Genomic DNA, 18,389 nt, shown 5'->3' on the forward strand with positions numbered 1-18,389 from the left:
CGCCGACACGCTCTTAGTGTGTGCACGTTCACACATTCCTCGACGCCGAGATGTGCGAGCGGATGTGTGCACGTGCACACATCGCCGGACCGCAGCGTAGCCGCCCGACAGACAGGACGAACCAATGTCGTTCCCACGCACCCGAGGCACTGCAGCCCTCACCGGGGGAGGCATCGTGCTGGGCTGCGACTACAACCCCGAGCAGTGGGACCGGGCCACCTGGCACGAGGACGCCGCGCTCATGGCCGAGGCCGGGGTCGACCTCGTCGCGATCAACATCTTCGGCTGGTCCCGCCTCGAGCCCCGCCCGGGCGAGTACGACTGGACCGACCTCGACGAGGTCCTCGACCTCCTCCACGACCACGGCATCCGCGTCAACCTCGGCACCGGCACCGCCTCACCGCCGCCGTGGCTCTCGACCCGCCACCCCGAGACCCTCCCCGTCGCCGCCGACGGCACCCGCCGCTTCCCCGGCGGACGCCAGGGCTACTGCCCCAGCTCCCCGGTGTTCCGCGAGCTCTCCCTCCAGCTCGTCGAGCAGGTCGCCACCCGCTACGGCAACCACCCCGCCGTCGCGCTCTGGCACGTCTCCAACGAGCTCGGCTGCCACAACGCCCTGTGCTGGTGCGACGTCTCCGCCGACGCGTTCCGCGCCTGGCTCCGTGAGCGCTACACGACGGTCGACGCGCTCAACGCCGCCTGGGGCACGAGCTTCTGGTCCCAGCGCTACGCCTCCTGGGAGGAGGTCGGCACGCCCCGCGCCACGATCTCCTTCCGCAACCCGGGCCAGACGCTCGACTTCCACCGCTTCAGCTCCGACACGGCCCGCGAGCAGCTCCGCGCCGAGGCCGCCGTCCTCCGCGGCCTCTCGAGCGCCCCCGTGACCACGAACTTCATGGTCACCGCGCACATCCGCAACCTCGACTACTGGACCTGGACCGACGACGTCGACCTCGTCGCCAACGACCACTACCTCGACCACCGCCTCGCCGACCCCGTCTCCGAGCGCGCGCTCGCCGCCGACCTCACCCGCGGCCTCGCCGGCGGCGACCCGTGGCTCCTCATGGAGACCGCGCCCGGCGCGGTCAACTGGCAGCCGGTCAACCTCGCGCACGAGGCCGGTGGCCTCACCCGCGCCGCGCTCACGCACGTCGCCCGCGGCGCCGACGGCATCTGCTTCTTCCAGTGGCGCGCCAGCCGGCAGGGCTCCGAGAAGTTCCACTCCGCGATGCTGCCGCACGCCGGCACGGACTCCGACGGATGGCGGCAGATCCTCACCCTCTCCGCCGACCTGGACTCCCTCGAGGAGGTCGTCGGCTCCCGCGTCGAGGCCGACGTCGCGCTCGTCTTCAGCTGGGAGTCGTGGTGGGCAGCCGACGGCGAGACCCGACCCAGCCAGGCGACCGACTACCTCACCCAGGTGCACGACGCCTACCGCGCGCTCTACGACGAGGGCGTGAGCGTCGACGTCGTCGCCCCGGGCGCGGACCTCAGCGGCTACCGCCTCGTCGTCGTCCCCGGCCTCTACCTCGTGCGCGACGCGCACGCCGCACGCCTCGAGGATTACGTCCGCAGCGGCGGGCACGCCCTCGTCACCTGGTTCTCCGGGATCGTCGACGAGGACGACCGCGTCCGCCTCGGCGGCTACCCCGGAGCGTTCCGCGGCCTCCTCGGGGTCCGCGCCGACGAGATGAAGCCTGTCTGCCCCGGCCAGGACCTGCACCTGTCCGACGGCGGCACCGCACGCCTGTGGACCGAGAGCGTCCGCACGACGACCGCGACCGCCGTCGTCACCCACGTCGACGGCCCTTCCGCCGGCGGCCCCGCGCTCACCCGCAACGACCACGGCGACGGCGTCGCCTGGTACCTCGCGACCGCACCCGACGACGCGACCTATCGCAGCGTCGTGCGCCGCCTCGTCGACGACGCGGGAGTCACCCGCGCGACCGACGTGCTCGACGACGCCCACGACGCACGCGTCGAGGTGGTCCACCGCACCCGCGGCGACCACCGCTGGACGTTCGTCGTCAACCACGGCACCGAAGCCGTCACCTACCGGGGCCACGGCCTCGAGCTGCTCACCCACGAACCCGTCGACGGTGAGCTGACCGTCCCGGCCGGCGCCGCGCGCGTCGTGCGCGTCGCACCGCGACGCGAGAACGAGGAGGACTGATGACCAGCCCCACCGTCACGGCGACCGCCGCGGGCACGCCCCGCGGCGAGGAGCCGACCCGACGCAGACGGGGGAGCGGACGCCACCAGCGCGGCGTCCTGCCGATCTTCCTCGGGCCGTTCGGCCTCCTGTTCGCGCTGTTCTACCTCCTGCCGATCGGGTACGCCGTCTACCAGTCGCTGCTCGTCGTCGAGCGCGAGGGCACGTTCGGCAAGGCACGCGAGAAGTTCGGAGGCCTCGCCCAGTACGCCCGCGTGCTCGAGGACGACGCGTTCCGCGAGTCCGTCCTGCGCGTCCTGCTCTTCGGCATCGTCCAGGTGCCCGTCATGCTCGGGCTCGCGCTCGTCCTCGCGCTCCTGCTCGACTCCCCGCTCGTGCGCGGCAAGAAGTTCTTCCGGCTCGCGTTCTTCGCGCCGTACGCCGTCCCCGGCGTCGTCGCCGCGATCATGTGGGGCTTCCTCTACTCGCCCAACCTCTCGCCGCTGTCCGAGCTGACGAGCAAGGTCGGGTTCCTCTCCGCCGACCTCGTCCTGTGGTCGATGGCCAACGTCGTCACCTGGGTCTATGTCGGCTACAACATGCTGATCATCTACTCGTCGCTCCTCGCGATCCCGACCGAGGTCTACGAGGCCGCCCGGCTCGACGGCGCCGGCCAGCTCCGCATCGCGTGGTCCGTCAAGATCCCGATGGTCGCCCCCGCGATCGTCCTGACCGCCGTGTTCTCGATCATCGGCACCCTCCAGCTGCTCGCCGAGCCCCAGGTCTTCCGCACCTTCTCCTCGGCAGTGACCAGCACGTACACCCCGAACCTCACCGTCTACTCGACGAGCGCCGTGCCCAACTTCCACCTCGCGGCGGCGTTCTCGGTCGTCCTGGCCCTCGCGACGTTCATCCTGTCCTTCACGTTCCTCAAGCTCACCCAGAGGAGGACCGACGCATGATCGCGCCGCTCTCTGCCGGACCCGAGACGTCCGCGCGCCGCGGAGTCACGGAGAACCCGCTCTCGCGCCTCGCCGCGATGGCCGTCATGGGCCTCGCCACGATCTACTTCCTGTTCCCGATCTGGTGGCTCTTCGTCTCCTCGACCAAGGACCGCGGCCAGTTCACCAGCACCAACCCGATGTGGTTCGCGGACTGGGCGCTGTGGGACAACATCAAGGCAGTCCTCACGTACCGCGACGGCGTCTACCTCCAGTGGATCGTCAACTCGCTCATGTACACGATCGGTGGCGCGCTCATCGGCACCGTCCTCGCGGGGATGTGCGGCTACGCGCTCGCCAAGTACCGCTTCCGTGGCCGTGAGGCGCTGTTCAACATCGTGCTCGGCGGTGTGCTCGTCCCCGCGACCGCGCTCGCCCTCCCGCTCTTCCTCATCTTCAGCCGCGTCGAGCTCACCAACACGTTCTGGGCGGTGTTCCTGCCGAGCCTCGTGAGCCCGTTCGGCGTCTACCTGTCGCGGATCTACTCCGCGTCGTCCGTCCCCGACGAGCTGCTCGAGGCCGCACGCCTCGACGGCTCGGGCGAGGTCCGCACGTTCTTCACGATGTCGGTGCGGCTCATGGTGCCCGCGCTCGTCACCGTGTTCCTGTTCCAGTTCGTCGCGATCTGGAACAACTTCTTCCTGCCGCTGATCATGCTGCGGGACGAGTCGCTCTTCCCCGTCACCCTGGGCATCTACACGTGGAACACCCAGGTCAACCAGATCCCCGAGCTGCGCGGCTACGTGCTCGTCGGGGCCCTCCTGTCCGTCGTCCCGCTCATCGCGCTGTTCCTGCTGCTCCAGCGGTTCTGGCGCAACGGCCTGGGCGCCGGCTCCATCAAGTAGGTCCGCACCTCCCCGTACGTTCCCGCAGCCGGCGGTCAGCCCGACCGTCCGGCAGGCACACGACCCGTCGCCCGGCGCCCTGCCGGACGGCCACAGAGAGGAACCAGACGATGTACCCCAGCAAGCGAGCGGTCAAGGTCGCCCTGCTCACCGCTGTCACGCTCGCCTCGAGCGCCGCCCTCGTGGCGTGCTCGGACGACGCGGAGACGCCGACGACGACGCCCGACGCCTCGGCGTGCGCCCCCTCGGAGGGCAAGGTCGACCTGACCTTCACCTCGTGGATCCCGGGCATCGAGGACGTCGTGGCCATCTGGAACAAGGCGAACCCGGACATCCAGGTGACGGTGCAGACCGGCCCGAACGGCAACTCCGGCACGTACACGAACTTCTTCAACCAGCTCAAGGCTGGCAACGCACCTGACCTCGGCCAGATCGAGTACGACGCGCTGCCGAACTTCCGCGTCCAGGACGGTCTCGTGGACCTCGGCGCGTGCGACTTCGTCAACGACGCCAAGTCGGACTTCGTCGAGTGGACCTGGAACCAGGTCAGCTTCGGCGAGGAGGGCTCGGCGTACGCCGTCCCGCAGGACGCCGGCCCCATGGCGCTCTTCTACCGCAAGGACCTGTTCGAGAAGAACAACATCCCCGTCCCGACGACGTGGGCCGAGTACGCCGAGGCGGCCGTCAAGGTCCGCGAGGCCGGCGCGCACATCACGAACTTCTCGCAGGGCGACATCAACCAGTTCGCGGGCTTCGTGTGGCAGGCGGGCGGCTCGTGGTTCTCGAACGACGAGTCCGGCTGGACGGTCGACCTGACGAGCGACGCGTCGAAGAAGGTGGCCGAGTACTGGCAGGACCTGATCGACCGCGACCTCGTCTCGAGCAACCCGGCGTGGACGAGCGAGTGGGACAACGCCTACAACAAGGGCGACAACTGGACCTGGGTCTCGGCGGTGTGGGGCGCGAACTCGATCGCCTCGGGTGCGCCTGACACGTCGGGCAAGTGGGCTGTCGCCCCGATGCCGCAGTGGGAGGCCGGCCAGAAGGTCGCGGGCAACTGGGGCGGGTCGTCGACCGCGGTCCTCAAGGGCTCGAAGCACGTCTACGAGGCGGCGAAGTTCGCCCTGTGGCTCAACACCGACCCGGAGGCGCTCACCGCGCTCAACAAGGCGGCGAACCTCTACCCGGCGGCCAAGGAGGGCCTGAACCTCCCGGTCCTCAAGGAGGGTGTCGAGTTCTATGGTGGTCAGGCGATCTACGACGTCTTCGCCGAGGCGTCCGGCCAGGTCGCGTCCGACTTCACGTGGGGACCGACCATGACCCAGACGTACGCGGACGTCTCCGACGGCTTCAAGGGCGCCGTCTCCGGCTCGGGCACGCTGCTCGACGCCCTGACCTCTGCGCAGGCCTCGACCGTCTCGACGCTCAAGTCGCAGTCGATCCCGGTCAAGGAGTGACGTTGTCCCTTCGTCACCTCCGGGCCGCGGGCTCGAGCCTCGTGCTCGACGCCCGCGGTCCGGGCGCGCCGACGGTCTTGCACTGGGGCGCCGACCTCGGTGACCTGAGCCCGCAGGACCTCGGCACGCTCGCGCACGTCCTCGTCCCGGCGGTCCCGCCGTCGTCGCTCGACGTGCCGCTGCGCTTCTCCCTCCTGCCGTCCGCGCGCGACGGCTGGACCGGTCGTCCCGGCCTGTCGGGCGCGTGGGCGGACGGCAGGCCCCTGCCGACCGACCTCACGCTCGTCGCGGCACCTGCGCCCGGCACCCGGGCGGGTGCGCTGCTGACCGACGCCGCCGGTGACGGCGAGCAGCTCGAGTACCTCCTGCGCGACGGCGCGGGCACGGTCGAGGTGCGCGGCGTCGTCGTCATGTCGCCCGAGGGGGTCGTCGTCGTGCGGCACGACGTGCGCAACCTGCGCGACGTGCCGCTGCACCTCGCGTCGCTCGACGCCGTCGTCCCCGTGCCGGCGCGTGCCGAGGAGGTCCTCGACTTCACGGGCCTGTGGGCGTCCGAGCGTCGCCCCCAGCGGGCGCGCCCCGGCCAGGGCGTGTGGAGCCGCGAGACGCGGCACGGCCGTCCCGGCCACGACGACCCGTTCCTCATGGTCCTCGGCACCCCAGACTTCGGCTTCCGCCGCGGCGAGGTGTGGTCCGCGCACCTCGCATGGAGCGGCGACAAGCGGCTGTGGACGGAGTCGTCCGCGCTCGGCGTACGTTCGCTCGGTGCGGGCGAGCTCCTCGCCCCGGGCGAGGTCGTCCTCGCGCCCGGAGACTCGTACGCGGCACCCGAGCTCCTGCTCGCCTGGTCCGGCGAGGGCCTCGACGGGCTCTCCGCGCGCTTCCACCCGTGGCAGCGGCGCGTCGCCCCCGTGCCGCGCCCGCGCCCCGTGGTGCTGAACGTGTGGGAGGCCGTCTACTTCGACCACGACGCCGACCGGCTCGACCGTCTCGCGCAGGTCGCCGCCGAGGTCGGGGTCGAGCGCTTCGTGCTCGACGACGGCTGGTTCCTCGGCCGCCGCGACGACACCGCAGGCCTCGGCGACTGGGTCGTCGACCCGGACGTGTGGCCGAGCGGGCTGCACCCGCTCGTGCGGTCCGTCGTCGGGCGCGGCATGGAGCTCGGCCTGTGGGTCGAGCCCGAGATGGTCAACCCGGACTCCGACCTCGCGCGAGCGCACCCCGACTGGCTGCTCGGCGGCCCCGGCACCCCGACGTGGCGCAACCAGCGGGTGCTCGACCTCGCGAACGCGGACGCGTACGCGCACGTCCGCGACCAGCTCGTCGCCGTCCTCGACGAGTACCCGGTCCGCTACCTCAAGTGGGACCAGAACGCGGACCTGCTCGCGCACGGCGCGCACGCGCAGACCCTCGCGACGTACCGGCTCATGGACGAGCTGCGGGCCTTCCGCCCCGGGCTCGAGATCGAGTCCTGCTCGTCAGGCGGCGGCCGTGTCGACCTCGGCGTGCTGCGCCGCGCCGGCCGCGTCTGGGTGTCCGACACGAACGACCCGCTCGACCGGCAGCGCATCCAGCGGTGGACTGGCGTCCTCGTCCCGCCCGAGCACCTGGGCGGTCACGTCGGCGACCGGCGCGCCCACATCACGGGCCGCGCCGCTTCCCTCGGGTTCCGGCTCGCGACCGCGTTCTTCGGCAGCGCCGGGATCGAGCGCGACCTGACGCGGTCCGACGCCGCCGAGCGTGCGGTCGTCGCGGCCTGGATCGCGGAGCACAAGGCTCGCCGGGACCTGCTGCACTCGGGCGTCGTCGTGCGCGGGGACACGCCCGATGGCGAGCCTCAGGTCCACGGCGTCGTCGCGCCCGACGGCGGTGCGGGCGTGTTCGCGGTCGTGCGCCTCGGCGACAGCGCGAGCGCGCTGCCCGCGCCCGTGCGGCTCGTCGGCCTCGACCCGGGGCGTCGGTACCGCGTGCGCGTGCTGCCGCTCGGCGTCGTCGACGGGATCGACGACGTGACGCTCAGGGACGTCCTTCCCGGGGCCGTCGCCGACGCACCGCCGCCGTGGCTCGCCGCAGCAGCGCTCCCGGAGGGGGCGGATCTCCCGGGCCGCGTGCTCGCCGAGGTGGGTCTCGCGAACCTCCTGCTCCAGCCGGAGCAGGCCCTCGTCCTCACGGCCGACGCAGTCTGAGGCCGCCCCTCTGGGGACGAGGAACGCGCGAGGGGCGGACAGGATCCCTGTCCGCCCCTCGCATGCGTGCGCTCAGCGGTTCGGCGTCCGCTTCGGCAGCGTCATGACCAGTTGCTGTCGAACCGTGCCGCGAACGCGTCGTGGACGGGCTTGCCGATGAGCCGAATCACCAGTTCATCGTTCTTCAGCCCGCGCGGGGTCAAGTTCTGGGAGCCTGTGAACGTGAAGTAGCGGAAGTCCCCTGACGTTGAGGTGCGCGCCTTGACGATGATGGTCTTCTCATGGCTCGTCGAGTCCTTTACCGGGATCTTGGCATCGGAGAACATCTTCGCCACGTTCGAAGTGAGCTCGTCCTTCTGGCCGAGCCGGATCCTCACGTCGCACCCGTGCTTCTTCAGCGTGACGAGTTGGTCCGCGATCGTTGTGCGGGTGATCACGACCTGGTCCACTCGGATCGTGCAGCCCTTCATCTTGCTGGTGTCGGCCAGGTCGTAACTCTTCAGAGCGGAGAGGATGTCATCCGTTGACGTGGGCGAGGGATAGACCGTGGCCGAGGACGCATCGGCGACGGTGACCTTGAGGTCGGCAGCCTTCTTGTTGTACATCGGCTTCCAGACGTTGTTTGCCAGCCCCTTGAAGAGTTCCTCGTCACCGTAGATCGTGACAGAGCTGTTTGCCATCTCAGCGCCGCTGGTTCTGTTGAGGTTCGCAGTGGAGATCCAGACCACCCAGTCCTGGAGCCTTCCGGTGGAGTCCTTGGCCTTGCCGAGGAGAGCGAACTTTGTGTGCATCGTGAGGCTATCGTTCCCGCCCGTGCTGCAAGAGCTGTTCAGTTCGCCTTCCTCACCGGTGCCGCACCACTTCATGGTCTTGTGGCGAGCAAGCATCTCGCCGAGTCCTTCGGTCTTCGAGACCTTCTCGGCGTTCGCCATCACGGAGATCTTCTCGCTGCGCTCGGCCTTCGTGTCGTACTTGTTGAGCGCGTTCTGGAAGGCGATGAAGGGTGCGAAAGTAGAGCTGGCGGAAGTGTTGTGGATCGTCGTCCTGATCGTGGATCCCTTAGGCACGCTGTTGACGAGTCGTGCGTAGTGGTTGACGATGCGCCAATCGGGTGCGGCAGGGGAGCCGCTGGAGAAGTAGACCTCGGTTCTTGTCGTAGTGGAACCAGAGGTCTTGGTCGTGACAGCGTCAGGGAGCGGCCAAGAGTTGAGCGACGCGACAGTTGTCGTGGTTTCGCTGGTGCTCGGCGTGGCTGCGGGTGCGATCGTGGCGGCAGAAAGTGCGAGCGTGCTCGTCAGCGCCGTGGCCGCGATCGCGGATGTCAGTCTTCGTGTGATCTGCATGACAGCGGACGGTAGCGGTGGCGGTGTGCACGGGCAACAGGACTGGGGCCGCGAGTGCGCTCTGGTCGACGGACGCCAGCGCGGCCCCAGCTCCCGCCGGTGCAGATGCGCTCAGTACGTGAAGGCTGCGACCTGCTGGCGGAGCTCCTCGGAGAGCCGGGCCAGGTCGTCGACGGCGGTGCCGACGAGGTCGACGACCTCGGTCGTCGTGGTCGCCGCGGTCGCGACTCCCGTGATCGACACGGCGATGTCGCCCGAGCCGGACGCGGCCTCGGCTGCGGCGCGCGACATCTCGGTGGTCGTCGCCGTCTGCTCCTCGACCGCCGACGCGATCGTGAGCTGGTAGCCGTTGATCGTCGCGATGACCTCGGAGATCTCGGCGATCGCCGCGACGGCGCTCGCCGTGTCTGCCTGGATGGACTCGATGCGGTTCGCGATGTCCTCGGTCGCGCGTGCCGTCTCCTGGGCGAGGTCCTTGACCTCGGAGGCGACGACGGCGAAGCCCTTGCCGGCCTCGCCGGCGCGGGCGGCCTCGATCGTCGCGTTGAGCGCGAGGAGGTTCGTCTGACCGGCGATGTGCGTGATGGTCCGGACGACCTCGCCGATCGCCTGGCTCGACTCGCCGAGGCGTGTGACGGTCTCGGTCGTGGCCTGCGCCTTGTCTGTCGCCTGCGTGGCGACGCCTGCGGCCTCCTGCGCGTTGCGGGCGATCTCGCGGATCGACGCGCCCATCTCCTCGGCGCCCGCGGCCATCGCCTCGATGTTGCGCGTGACCTGCTCGGCGGCGGCCGCGACGACCTGCGCCTGCTCGGACGTCGAGTCGGCGCCGTCGGATAGCCGTACGCGCGACGACGCGAGCTCCTGCGACGCGTCGGAGACGGTCGCGGCGCTCGTCGAGACCTGGGCGAGCGTGCTCGACAGGCTCGTCTGCGCGGACGTGAGGGCTGCGGCCATCCGGCCGATCTCGTCGTTGCCCGCGACGCCGGTCGTGGCCGTGAGGTCGCCCTCGGCGAGCGCCTCGAGCGATCCCTGCATCTGGGACAGCGGGCGGCGGATCGATCGGACGAGACGTACAGCGAACAGCAGCGAGCCGACGATGCCGACGAGCGCGATCGCGATGAGCACGAGCGTCGTCGCCTGGGCCTGCGCGGACGCGTCGTCGGCGATGTCGGCGGACGCGGCCGCGACCTCGACGTTGATGAGGCTGAGCGTGTCCGTCACCTCGCCGCCTGTCGTCTGGGCGGCACCCGAGGCGAGCGACTGGTAGACGAGCACGTTGTTCGAGACGGCGGAGGGGATCAGCTGCTCGGTGAGGATCGTGCGGTACTTGACCCACACGGCGTTGAGCTCCTCGAGGTGCTCGGAGGGGGCTCCGGTCGTCTCGCGGAACGCGGTGTCGAGGCGGATGAGCGCGTCGTCGGCGGCGACCGCGGAGTCCTTGATCTCGAGCGCGAGCCGGGTGCGGTCGACGGGCATGACCGCACCGATGTTCAGCCCGCCGGAGCGTGCGACCCAGATCGAGTTGTTGACGTCGAGGAGCGCTTCGTTGAGCGTCGCGGACGACTCTGAGACGTTCGTGGTGCTGCGGTTGAGCGTGCCCATGGCGATGGCGCTGAACGCGGTCACGACGAGCGTCGCGAGGCCCATGACGGTGACGAGCGTGATGATGCGGGCGCCGACCGACCAGGTGCGGCCGCGGAACCTGCCGGTGACCGGGGGTGCCTCGCTCGCGTCGGCGGTGTCGCTCGCGGGTTCTGCGGCGGGCTCCGGGACGGGGGCGACCTCGTCGGCGTCGGGGCGGGGCTTGCGGGGGTGCCTGCGCGGCACGCGGACCTTGGGGACGGCGATGCGCAGGCGCGCCAGCCTTCGGCGCCGACCGGGGTCGGCTGCCGTCTCGGCGGGCTCGTGGTCAGCGCCGACGACGGTGTCGGTCATGTCGCTCGCGTCGTCCGCCATCGGACGTGCGAGCTGTTCTTCCTGCGGCTCGGCCACGGGACTGCTCCTTGCGCTGGTTGACCCGGGGTGGGTGCGACGAGGAGCCGGTTTCCCTGAGGGACACCGGCTCCTCGTCTCATCGGTCAGCGCGAGCGTGAGTGAAGTAACACTGATGAACGTGACGCGACCGTGACCTGCGCAGTTTGCGCGATTCTGGTCAGACCCGGATGAACGTCGGGTTCGACTGCCAGATGGATCGCACCTGGATCGTCTTGCCCGGGCGCGGGGCGTCGATCTGCTTGCCCTTGCCGAGGTAGATCGCGACGTGGCCGCGGGTCCAGATGAGGTCGCCGGCACGCGCCTTGGAGCGCGAGACGGTCTTGCCGGAGTGGCGCTGCGCGGCGGACGAGCGCGGGAGCTTCGCGATGCCAGCCTTCTTGTAGACGTAGCTGGTGAAGCCGGAGCAGTCGAAGCCGGAGGGGCTGCCGCCGCCGGAGCGGTAGCGGACGCCGACGTACTGCTTGGCGATCTTCGCGATCTGGGCGCCCTCGCTGATGACGCGGACCTTGAGGCTGTCGCGCCCGGGCGCGACGGTCGCGGCGGTCTGGGCCGACGGGCGGAAGACGGCGCGGATCGTGTGCTTCTTGGCGGAGAGCTTGCGCGGCAGCCGGTAGCTGACCGTCCCGCTCGCGCCGACAGCCTTCTTCTTGAGGCGCTTGCCGCCGTCGTAGAACGTCACGGTGCCGCCGGTCGGCGTGGCGCCGGTGCGGACCTTGGCGGTGACCTTGGCGGCCTTCTTGCCCTTGACCCAGGTCTTCTTGCTCGCCTTGAGGTGGACCTTCGCCGTGGTCTTCGTGGCGGTCGACGCCGCGGAGGTGGCGGTGACGGTTGCCGCGGTGGGGGTTGCGGCCTGGGCGCCAGCGGCGGGTGCGAGCGTCACGGTGAGTGCTGCTGCGATCGCGAGGACGCCGGCGCGGACCGCTGTGCGGTGCCGACCGTGCGAGGTGGTGTTCTGGTCGATGGTGCTCGTGCCGTGCGCCTCGTGGAGGCGTGTGGGCATGCCCGTGCGGGCACGCCAAGACGTGCGGATGCTCATTCGAACCTCTCGTCGCCTACGAGGTGAGCTGTCGGGTTCGGGCCGGAGGTCTGGCCCGGCCGGGGGAGCGAGCGCATGCCGTGGTGGCGTGCTGTCGGTCCCGCGCGGCTTCACCCCAAGGTCGTCGTGACGACCGGAGAAGTGGGTCCCCCGCCACTGCCATGGTTTCTGCGGTGCAGCCCCGGTGGCAGTGCTCGGCGTCCGGTGCTGCGTCCCTGCGTCACGCTCGTGACGGCCGCGGGTGCGGCGGTGGGACTTGACGACGGTAGGCGGGTCCGAGCGGGTATGTCACGGGAAGGTCACGGGGATGTGCATTCCCTTCACATCTTCAACCCGTTGTCCGGACTCTTCCTTCACCGTGTTGTGATGCGTGCAACGGGAATACTCTGCTAGGTGACCGCGGTCACGCGGGTGCTCAAGGCCCCTCAGAGCGGGTCTGGCGTCAGGAGGCACAGCCCCTGACGGTCACCCTGACGCCACGAACCTTCTGTCGGGACGAGCGCCACGGCCCGCACGCCAGCCGCAGCCTCGGTCTCCGACACGGAGCACGACGACGCGACGCGATCGCGCACCGTCTCCGTCCCCGGCCAGCCCTCCTCGCGGAACACGTACTGCGACACCACACGGGCCTCGTGCTCCTCGGCGCACGGCACGACCGTCGTGCGGTCCGCGTTGCCGGACGGCAGCGACCGGACGCACGAGCCGACCGTCAGCTGGCGCACGTGCACCTCCACGGGACCGTCGACGTCGGGCGCCACGCGAGAGGTCGCGCCCTCCAGGCGCGGCAGGAGCGAGGGGACGAGGAACGGCAGGAGGACCACGAGAGCCGTGAGCAGCGTCCCCACGAGGAGCGCCGCCGTCGCGAGCACGCGGCCGCGCTGCCGGGACTGCCCGGTACGCACGAGCGCGACGACCGCGAGCACGACGCCGACGGGAGGGAGCACGACGGACGCCGGCACGGCGACGATCGCGACGGGGTCGGTCCCTGGCGGGGGCGTCGGCCGCGGGACGAGCGACGCGGCCGCAGACGCCGACCAGGAGCCCGCCGTGTACGTCTGCTCGCTGAACCCGAGATGCTCCGCGCCGGCGTGCCCACCCGGCCACGCCGGGGTGAGGTGCTCGGCCGCAGACGGCCCCGAGAACGGCACAGGACCTGGCGGCGGGGGAGGCGGCACAGGTCCAGGCAGGGGGGAGGGGGCCGCGGAAGGAGCGGCGAACGGTGCCGGGGCGGGGACGGGCGGAGGTGGCGGGGGCACGGGCGCGGTGCCCGACGGCACAGGAAGCGGCGCGGTGCCCGACGGCGCAGGAGGCGGTGGGACGGGAACCCTCGCCCCGGCAGGGCCCGGCGGAGGCGGCGGGACGGGCGGTAGCGCGCCGCTCACGCCGACACCTGCGAGTCGTCGATCTCGAGGATGACGGGCACGTGGTCGGACGCACCCTTCCCCTTGCGCTCGTCCCGGTCGATCGTGACGCCCCTGACGAGCGGCGTCAGCGCAGGTGAGGTGTACGCGAAGTCGATGCGCAGGCCCTCATTCTTCGGGAACCGCAGCTGCTGGTAGTCCCAGTACGTGTACTTGCGCTCGTCCGGGATGAACTCGCGGGACACCTCCGTGTACCCGGCGTCGGCGAACGCCGCGAACGCGGCCCGCTCGGGCTCGGACACGTGCGTCTGACCCTCGAACACCGCCATGTCCCACACGTCCGTGTCGCGCGGCGCCACGTTCCAGTCGCCGACGAGGGCGACCTTCGCGGCCGGGTCGGCGGCGACCCAGTCGACCGCGTGCTGACGCAACCGCTCGAGCCACGCCAGCTTGTACGCGTAGTGCGGGTTGTCGAGCGCGCGGCCGTGCGGCACGTACAGGCTCCAGACGCGCACGCCGCCGCACGTCGCACCGAGCGCGCGCGCCTCGACGGCGGGCACCTCGCCGAACTGCGGCTGCTCGAGGAACCCGGGCTCGACGTCGTCCAGGCCCACGCGCGACAGGATCGCGACGCCGTTCCACTGGCTGAACCCGAACGTCGCGATCTCGTAGCCCGCCGCCTCGAACGCCTCCCTCGGGAACTGCGCGTCCTTGCACTTCGTCTCCTGCAGCGCGAGCACGTCGATGTCCTCCCGCTCGAGGAAGGCGAGCGCGCGGTCGGCACGGGCGCGGATCGAGTTGATGTTCCAGGTGGCGAGGCGCATGCCTCGAGGCTACTTCGTCCGGGCTGCGGATGGGCCGCGACCTGGCCTCGGGCCATAGGGTGGGGCTCATGGGAATAGCACTGGTGACGGGCGCGAGCGCGGGGCTCGGCGAGGAGTTCGCGTGGCAGCTCGCGACCGCGAAGCACGACGTCGTGCTGGTCGCGCGTGACGAGGCCCGGCTGGAGCGGCTCGCGGACGAGCTGAGGGCGTACGCGGGCGTCCGCGCCGAGGTGCTGCCCGCCGACCTGTCGGTGCGCAGCGACCTCGAACGTGTCGCCGACCGCCTGCGCCAGGAGGAGCAGCCCGTCGGGCTGCTCGTCAACAACGCGGGCTACACGACCCACCAGCGCTTCGTCACCGGGGACATCGAGGCCGAGGAGACGATGCTCGACGTCCTGGTCCGCGCGGTCATGGTGCTCTCGCGCGCGGCAGCCGAGCCGATGGTCGAGCGTGGCCGCGGCGCGATCCTCAACGTCTCCTCGGTCGCAGCGCTCACCGCGGGCGGCACGTACGCCGCCGCGAAGGCGTGGGTCCGCACCTTCACCGAGGGTCTCGCCGTCGAGCTCGACGGGACCGGCGTGACCGCCACGGCCCTGTGCCCGGGCCTGACCCGCACCGAGTTCCACGAGCGCGCGGGCTTCCGCCGCGTCGGCCCCGACGTCGCCTGGCTCGACGCCGACCGTGTGGTCGCGCAGGCGCTCGCGGACGTGCGCCGCGGCGTCGTCATCTCGACGCCGTCCGTGCGGTACGCGGTCGCGAGCGCGCTCCTCCAGGTGACGCCTCGCACGGCCGTGCGCGCGCTCCAGGCGCGCTCCGGCCTCTGAGGTCTGCGCGGCCTCTCGCCGAGTCCCGGACGGGCCTGACGCGGCCCGCCCGCCTCTACTAGCCTGATCGACGTGACCGACTACGACGCCGTCCTCTCCCCGACCCCTCGCGAGCAGCTGCGCGACCTGATCAAGGAGCTCGCCGTCGTGCACGGCCGGGTGACCCTCGCGTCCGGCAAGGAGGCTGACTACTACGTCGACCTGCGCCGCGTGACGCTCCACCACCGCGCCGCCCCGCTCATCGGGCACGTCCTGCTCGACACGCTCGAGGAGGCGGGCCTCGGCCCTGCCGAGATCGACGCCGTCGGCGGTCTGACGCTCGGTGCCGACCCGGTCGCCGGTGCGCTCCTGCACGCGGCTGCGTCGCGCGGCCAGGACCTCGACGCGTTCGTCGTCCGCAAGGAGGGCAAGGCGCACGGCATGCAGCGCCGCATCGAGGGGCCCGACGTCACGGGCCGCCGCGTCGTCGCGGTCGAGGACACGTCGACGACGGGCGGCTCTGTCCTGACCGCTGTCGAGGCGCTGCGCGAGGCGGGGGCCGACGTCGTCGGCGTCGCCGTGATCGTCGACCGCGCCACGGGCGCGCGCGAGAAGATCGAGGCTGCCGGCCTGACGTACCACTACCTCTTCGGCCTCGACGACCTCGGTCTCGCCTGAGGGACGCGTGCGACGTCGCAACGACCCGGGGGCGCCGCGCGGCGTGCGCGTCGAGCTGCGCTCGGCGGGCGTCGAGCTCGACGGGACGACGCTCCTCGCGCCCGTGAGCACGAGCGTGCCCGCGGGCGGCACGCTCGTGCTGCGCGGGGCGAACGGCTCCGGCAAGTCCACGCTCCTGCGCCTCGTGTCGGGGCTGCGTCTCCCGACGTCGGGTGAGGTGACGGTCGACGGCGCTGCGCCTGCGCCCCGTCGCCGCGCCTTCCGCAGGCTCGTCACCGGCACCGTCGAACCGCCGCTGCTCGCGCGGGACCTCACGCTCGGTGAGCACGTCGCGCTCGTCGCGACGACGTGGGGCGCGCCCGTGCGCGACGCGCGCGCGGCCGCCGGAGCGCTCCTCGAACGACTCGGCATCGCCGACCTCGCGCACCGGTTCCCGCACGAGCTGTCCTCCGGGCAGACGCAGCTCGCGTCGCTCGCGACCGTCCTCGTGCGGCCCGCGTCGCTCCTCCTCCTCGACGAGCCCGAGCAGCGGCTCGACGCCGACCGCACCGCCGTTGTCGCCGAGCTCCTCGCGGAACGTAGGGAGGCGGGCGCGACCGTCCTCGTCGCGACGCACTCGACCCCGCTCGAGGACGCGCTCGGCGGCGACGTCCTCCGCCTGGCTGCCCGTTCGGCCGACACGCCCGACCAGGGCCTCGACCCCGAGCGCGGCGTCGACGACCTGACGCCCGACGGCGGCGCGGCGCACGCGTGAGCGAGCAGGCAGCAGGGCGCCCGGGGGTGCGCGAGGCGCTCGCCGTGTGGGCTTCGCGCGAGCCACGGTCGCTGAGCGACGTGGCGTACGTCGTGTACGTCGTCGTGCTGACGGCGTTCATCGTGCTCGGGCCGGGCGTCCGTGCGCTGTGGCTGCTCGCGACCGGCGACGCCGGGTTGGCCGCGCTGAGCGACCCGAGCGTCCCGGCGACGTGGGCAGTCGTGTCGGGATCCATGTGGCTGCTCGCGCTCGTCGCGGGTGTCGAGCGCGGGCCCGCGCTGCGCCCGCCGTTCCTCGCGGGCGTCCTCGGCGACGCTGACGCCTCGCGAGCGAGGGCGTTCGGCGGTCCGGTCCTGCGCGCGACCGTCACGCTCGTCGCGGCCGGCGCCGTCGCCCCGCTGCTTCCCGTGCTCGCGCTCGTCGACGCAGGCCTCGCCCGGCCGCGCGACGTGGCCGCGCTCGCGCTCGCGGGTGCGCTCGCGGGGCTCCTCGTCGCGACCGCGTGGCTCGCCGGACAGGTGCTCCGCACGACGACGGTCGGCTGGACCGCGGTCGTGGCTCTCGTAGTGGGGGTGGCGACCGCGCTCGTGGGCGGGTGGCGGTGGGCGCCGTGGGCGCTCGTCGCGAGCGTGTGGCCGGGCAGCGGGCTGCCGGTCGCGAGCGCCGTGGCCGCGGCTGCCGCGGTCCCGGTCGTCGTGCGGCTCGGGCTGCGCGGGCTCGAGCGCGTCGAGACGCGTCGACTCGTGGGGCAGGCTGTGCGGGCGCAGCGCGCGCAGCTGCTCGTCACCGCGCTCGACCTGCCCGCCGCGGGGGAGGTGTACCGGGCGCTGCCCACGACGGGGCGCCGGCTCTCGGCGCTCAGGCGGGTCCCGGGACCGGTCGCCGTCCTGCTCGTCCCCGTGACGGCGTCGGTGCGCACTCCGTGGCGGCTCGCGGCGGGCCTCGTGACGCTCGTCGCGGCGGGGGCGGCGAGCGGCCTCGTGGTGCCGGGCACGGTGCTGCACGTCGGGCCGGTCGTCAGCGCGGTGCTGGCGTACCTCGGCGTCTCTGTCGTGTGCGACGGCGTGCGCCACGCGGCGGCTCTCGGACGGGTGTCGACCCAGTACGGCTGCTCGGACCTCACGTTCCTCGCGCTGAACGGTGCCTGGCCGCTCGTGGCCGCCGTCGGGCTGACGGCCGCCGGGGCTGCTGCTGCCGGTGCTCCGGTCAGCCTCGCAGCGGTGGTGGCTGCGCTCGCGGTCGGGGTGCGGGTCTCGGACGCGCTCAAGGGGCCGATGCCGGTCGACCTGCTCGTGCCCGTCGTGACGCCTGCAGGCGACGTCTCGGCACTCGGCCGGGCCGTCTGGTTGGCCGACGGTCCGCTGCTCGTGGGGGCCGTCGGGGTGGCGGGCGGACTGACGGCTGCGGGGCGCGGGGGGCTGGGCGTCGTGGCTGCTTGCGTCGTCGCGATGCTCCTCTGGAGGGCCTTGCGGCGGTGACATGCTGACAGCGTGTCCGTCAAGTTCTGACAGGCGGTTCGCCAAGTTCTGACACCCCGTCCGTCAAGAAGTGACAGTTCGTCAGTCTTCTCGACGGCCAAAGGTCCTGAGAGTAGGGTGTGCCTGGTTTGCTTAGGCAAGCCTCACCTCTGACCCGCGCGGCTGCCGCGCGGGCACGCCTAGACACCAGGAGCCCCGTCGTGCAGCTTGTGTCCCGAGCCAGGTCCGCCCTCGCGGCGCTGGCAGTCCTCGCCCTGACGCTCACCGCGTCGATCGTCGGCGCCACCGTGCCAGCAGCAGCGGTCCCTGTGGGCCCGTCGGTGACGGTGTCGAAGACGTCCGGTCTGGTCGACGGTGAGAAGGTCACCGTGCGTGGCACGGGTTTCGTCGCGGGGGACCCGGCGGCGGTCGGTGCGCGTCCGCCGTTGGCGGGGAAGTTCGCGGGGACGTATGTGGCGTTCGGTCGGTTCGCGGAG

14 protein-coding genes, 1 pseudogene and 1 riboswitch are annotated in these 18,389 nt (G+C 71.8%); of the genes and pseudogenes, 10 read left to right on the plus strand and 5 right to left on the minus strand.

The window, feature by feature from the left end; translation table 11 throughout:
* Positions 1-124: 124 nt before the first annotated feature.
* The 5 genes from HF995_RS12940 (at position 125) to HF995_RS12960 (ending at position 7,641) form a co-directional block, all read left to right on the plus strand.
* Positions 125-2,173: a beta-galactosidase gene (locus HF995_RS12940; protein ID WP_168448231.1), complete on the plus strand. Its 2,049-nt coding sequence runs from the start codon at positions 125-127 to the stop codon at positions 2,171-2,173.
* Complete coding sequence (locus tag HF995_RS12945; protein ID WP_168448232.1) at positions 2,173-3,114, plus strand: carbohydrate ABC transporter permease; 942 nt, start codon at positions 2,173-2,175, stop codon at positions 3,112-3,114. Before HF995_RS12940 ends, HF995_RS12945 begins: the two co-directional genes overlap by 1 nt.
* The gene (locus HF995_RS12950) at positions 3,111-3,998 is read left to right on the plus strand and encodes a carbohydrate ABC transporter permease (RefSeq protein WP_210727484.1); all 888 of its coding nucleotides are present in this window, start codon (positions 3,111-3,113) and stop codon (positions 3,996-3,998) included. Before HF995_RS12945 ends, HF995_RS12950 begins: the two co-directional genes overlap by 4 nt.
* Positions 3,999-4,108: 110 nt before the next feature.
* The gene (locus HF995_RS12955) at positions 4,109-5,455 is read left to right on the plus strand and encodes an ABC transporter substrate-binding protein (protein WP_168448233.1); all 1,347 of its coding nucleotides are present in this window, start codon (positions 4,109-4,111) and stop codon (positions 5,453-5,455) included.
* Positions 5,452-7,641, plus strand: a complete 2,190-nt coding sequence (locus HF995_RS12960; protein WP_350308905.1) for an alpha-galactosidase — start codon at positions 5,452-5,454, stop codon at positions 7,639-7,641. The genes HF995_RS12955 and HF995_RS12960 overlap by 4 nt, the downstream gene beginning before the upstream one ends.
* 101 nt (positions 7,642-7,742) lie before the next feature.
* Here HF995_RS12960 and HF995_RS12965 read toward each other — a convergent pair whose 3' ends face one another.
* The 5 genes from HF995_RS12965 to HF995_RS12985 all read right to left on the minus strand — a co-directional run bounded on the left by HF995_RS12965 (position 7,743) and on the right by HF995_RS12985 (position 14,200).
* On the minus strand, positions 7,743-8,984 hold the full coding sequence (locus HF995_RS12965; protein WP_168448235.1) for a phospholipase D-like domain-containing protein: 1,242 nt from the start codon (positions 8,982-8,984) through the stop codon (positions 7,743-7,745).
* 111 nt (positions 8,985-9,095) lie between these two features.
* Positions 9,096-10,976, minus strand: coding sequence for a methyl-accepting chemotaxis protein (locus tag HF995_RS12970; protein ID WP_350308906.1), 1,881 nt, complete (start codon positions 10,974-10,976; stop codon positions 9,096-9,098).
* 160 nt (positions 10,977-11,136) lie between these two features.
* Positions 11,137-12,015 carry a C40 family peptidase gene (locus HF995_RS13955; protein WP_286189649.1) on the minus strand — a complete coding sequence of 293 codons (879 nt, stop codon included), beginning with the start codon at positions 12,013-12,015 and terminating at the stop codon, positions 11,137-11,139.
* A riboswitch (cyclic di-AMP (ydaO/yuaA leader) is annotated at positions 12,014-12,198 on the minus strand. (Overlaps the previous gene by 2 nt.)
* Positions 12,199-12,440: 242 nt before the next feature.
* Positions 12,441-13,190: a hypothetical protein gene (locus HF995_RS12980; RefSeq protein WP_168448236.1), complete on the minus strand. Its 750-nt coding sequence runs from the start codon at positions 13,188-13,190 to the stop codon at positions 12,441-12,443.
* A gap of 203 nt (positions 13,191-13,393) precedes the next feature.
* Positions 13,394-14,200 (minus strand): exodeoxyribonuclease III, encoded by an 807-nt coding sequence (locus tag HF995_RS12985; RefSeq protein ID WP_168448237.1) that lies wholly within the window; start codon positions 14,198-14,200, stop codon positions 13,394-13,396.
* 68 nt (positions 14,201-14,268) lie between these two features.
* Between HF995_RS12985 and HF995_RS12990 the strand changes: the two genes are divergently transcribed.
* The 5 genes and pseudogenes from HF995_RS12990 to HF995_RS13010 all read left to right on the plus strand — a co-directional run.
* Positions 14,269-15,024 (plus strand): SDR family NAD(P)-dependent oxidoreductase, encoded by a 756-nt coding sequence (locus tag HF995_RS12990; protein WP_168448238.1) that lies wholly within the window; start codon positions 14,269-14,271, stop codon positions 15,022-15,024.
* A 72-nt stretch (positions 15,025-15,096) separates the two neighbouring features.
* Complete coding sequence (gene pyrE / locus HF995_RS12995) at positions 15,097-15,681, plus strand: orotate phosphoribosyltransferase (protein WP_168448239.1); 585 nt, start codon at positions 15,097-15,099, stop codon at positions 15,679-15,681.
* A 7-nt stretch (positions 15,682-15,688) separates the two neighbouring features.
* Positions 15,689-16,435 carry an ABC transporter ATP-binding protein gene (locus tag HF995_RS13000; RefSeq protein ID WP_350308907.1) on the plus strand — a complete coding sequence of 249 codons (747 nt, stop codon included), beginning with the start codon at positions 15,689-15,691 and terminating at the stop codon, positions 16,433-16,435.
* Positions 16,432-17,913, plus strand: coding sequence for a hypothetical protein (locus HF995_RS13005; protein WP_168448240.1), 1,482 nt, complete (start codon positions 16,432-16,434; stop codon positions 17,911-17,913). The genes HF995_RS13000 and HF995_RS13005 overlap by 4 nt, the downstream gene beginning before the upstream one ends.
* A gap of 200 nt (positions 17,914-18,113) precedes the next feature.
* Positions 18,114-18,389, plus strand: a pseudogene (locus HF995_RS13010) (hypothetical protein); the annotation flags it as partial.

Source organism: Sanguibacter hominis ATCC BAA-789 (genome assembly GCF_012396185.1).
GTDB classification, from domain to species: domain Bacteria; phylum Actinomycetota; class Actinomycetes; order Actinomycetales; family Cellulomonadaceae; genus Flavimobilis; species Flavimobilis hominis.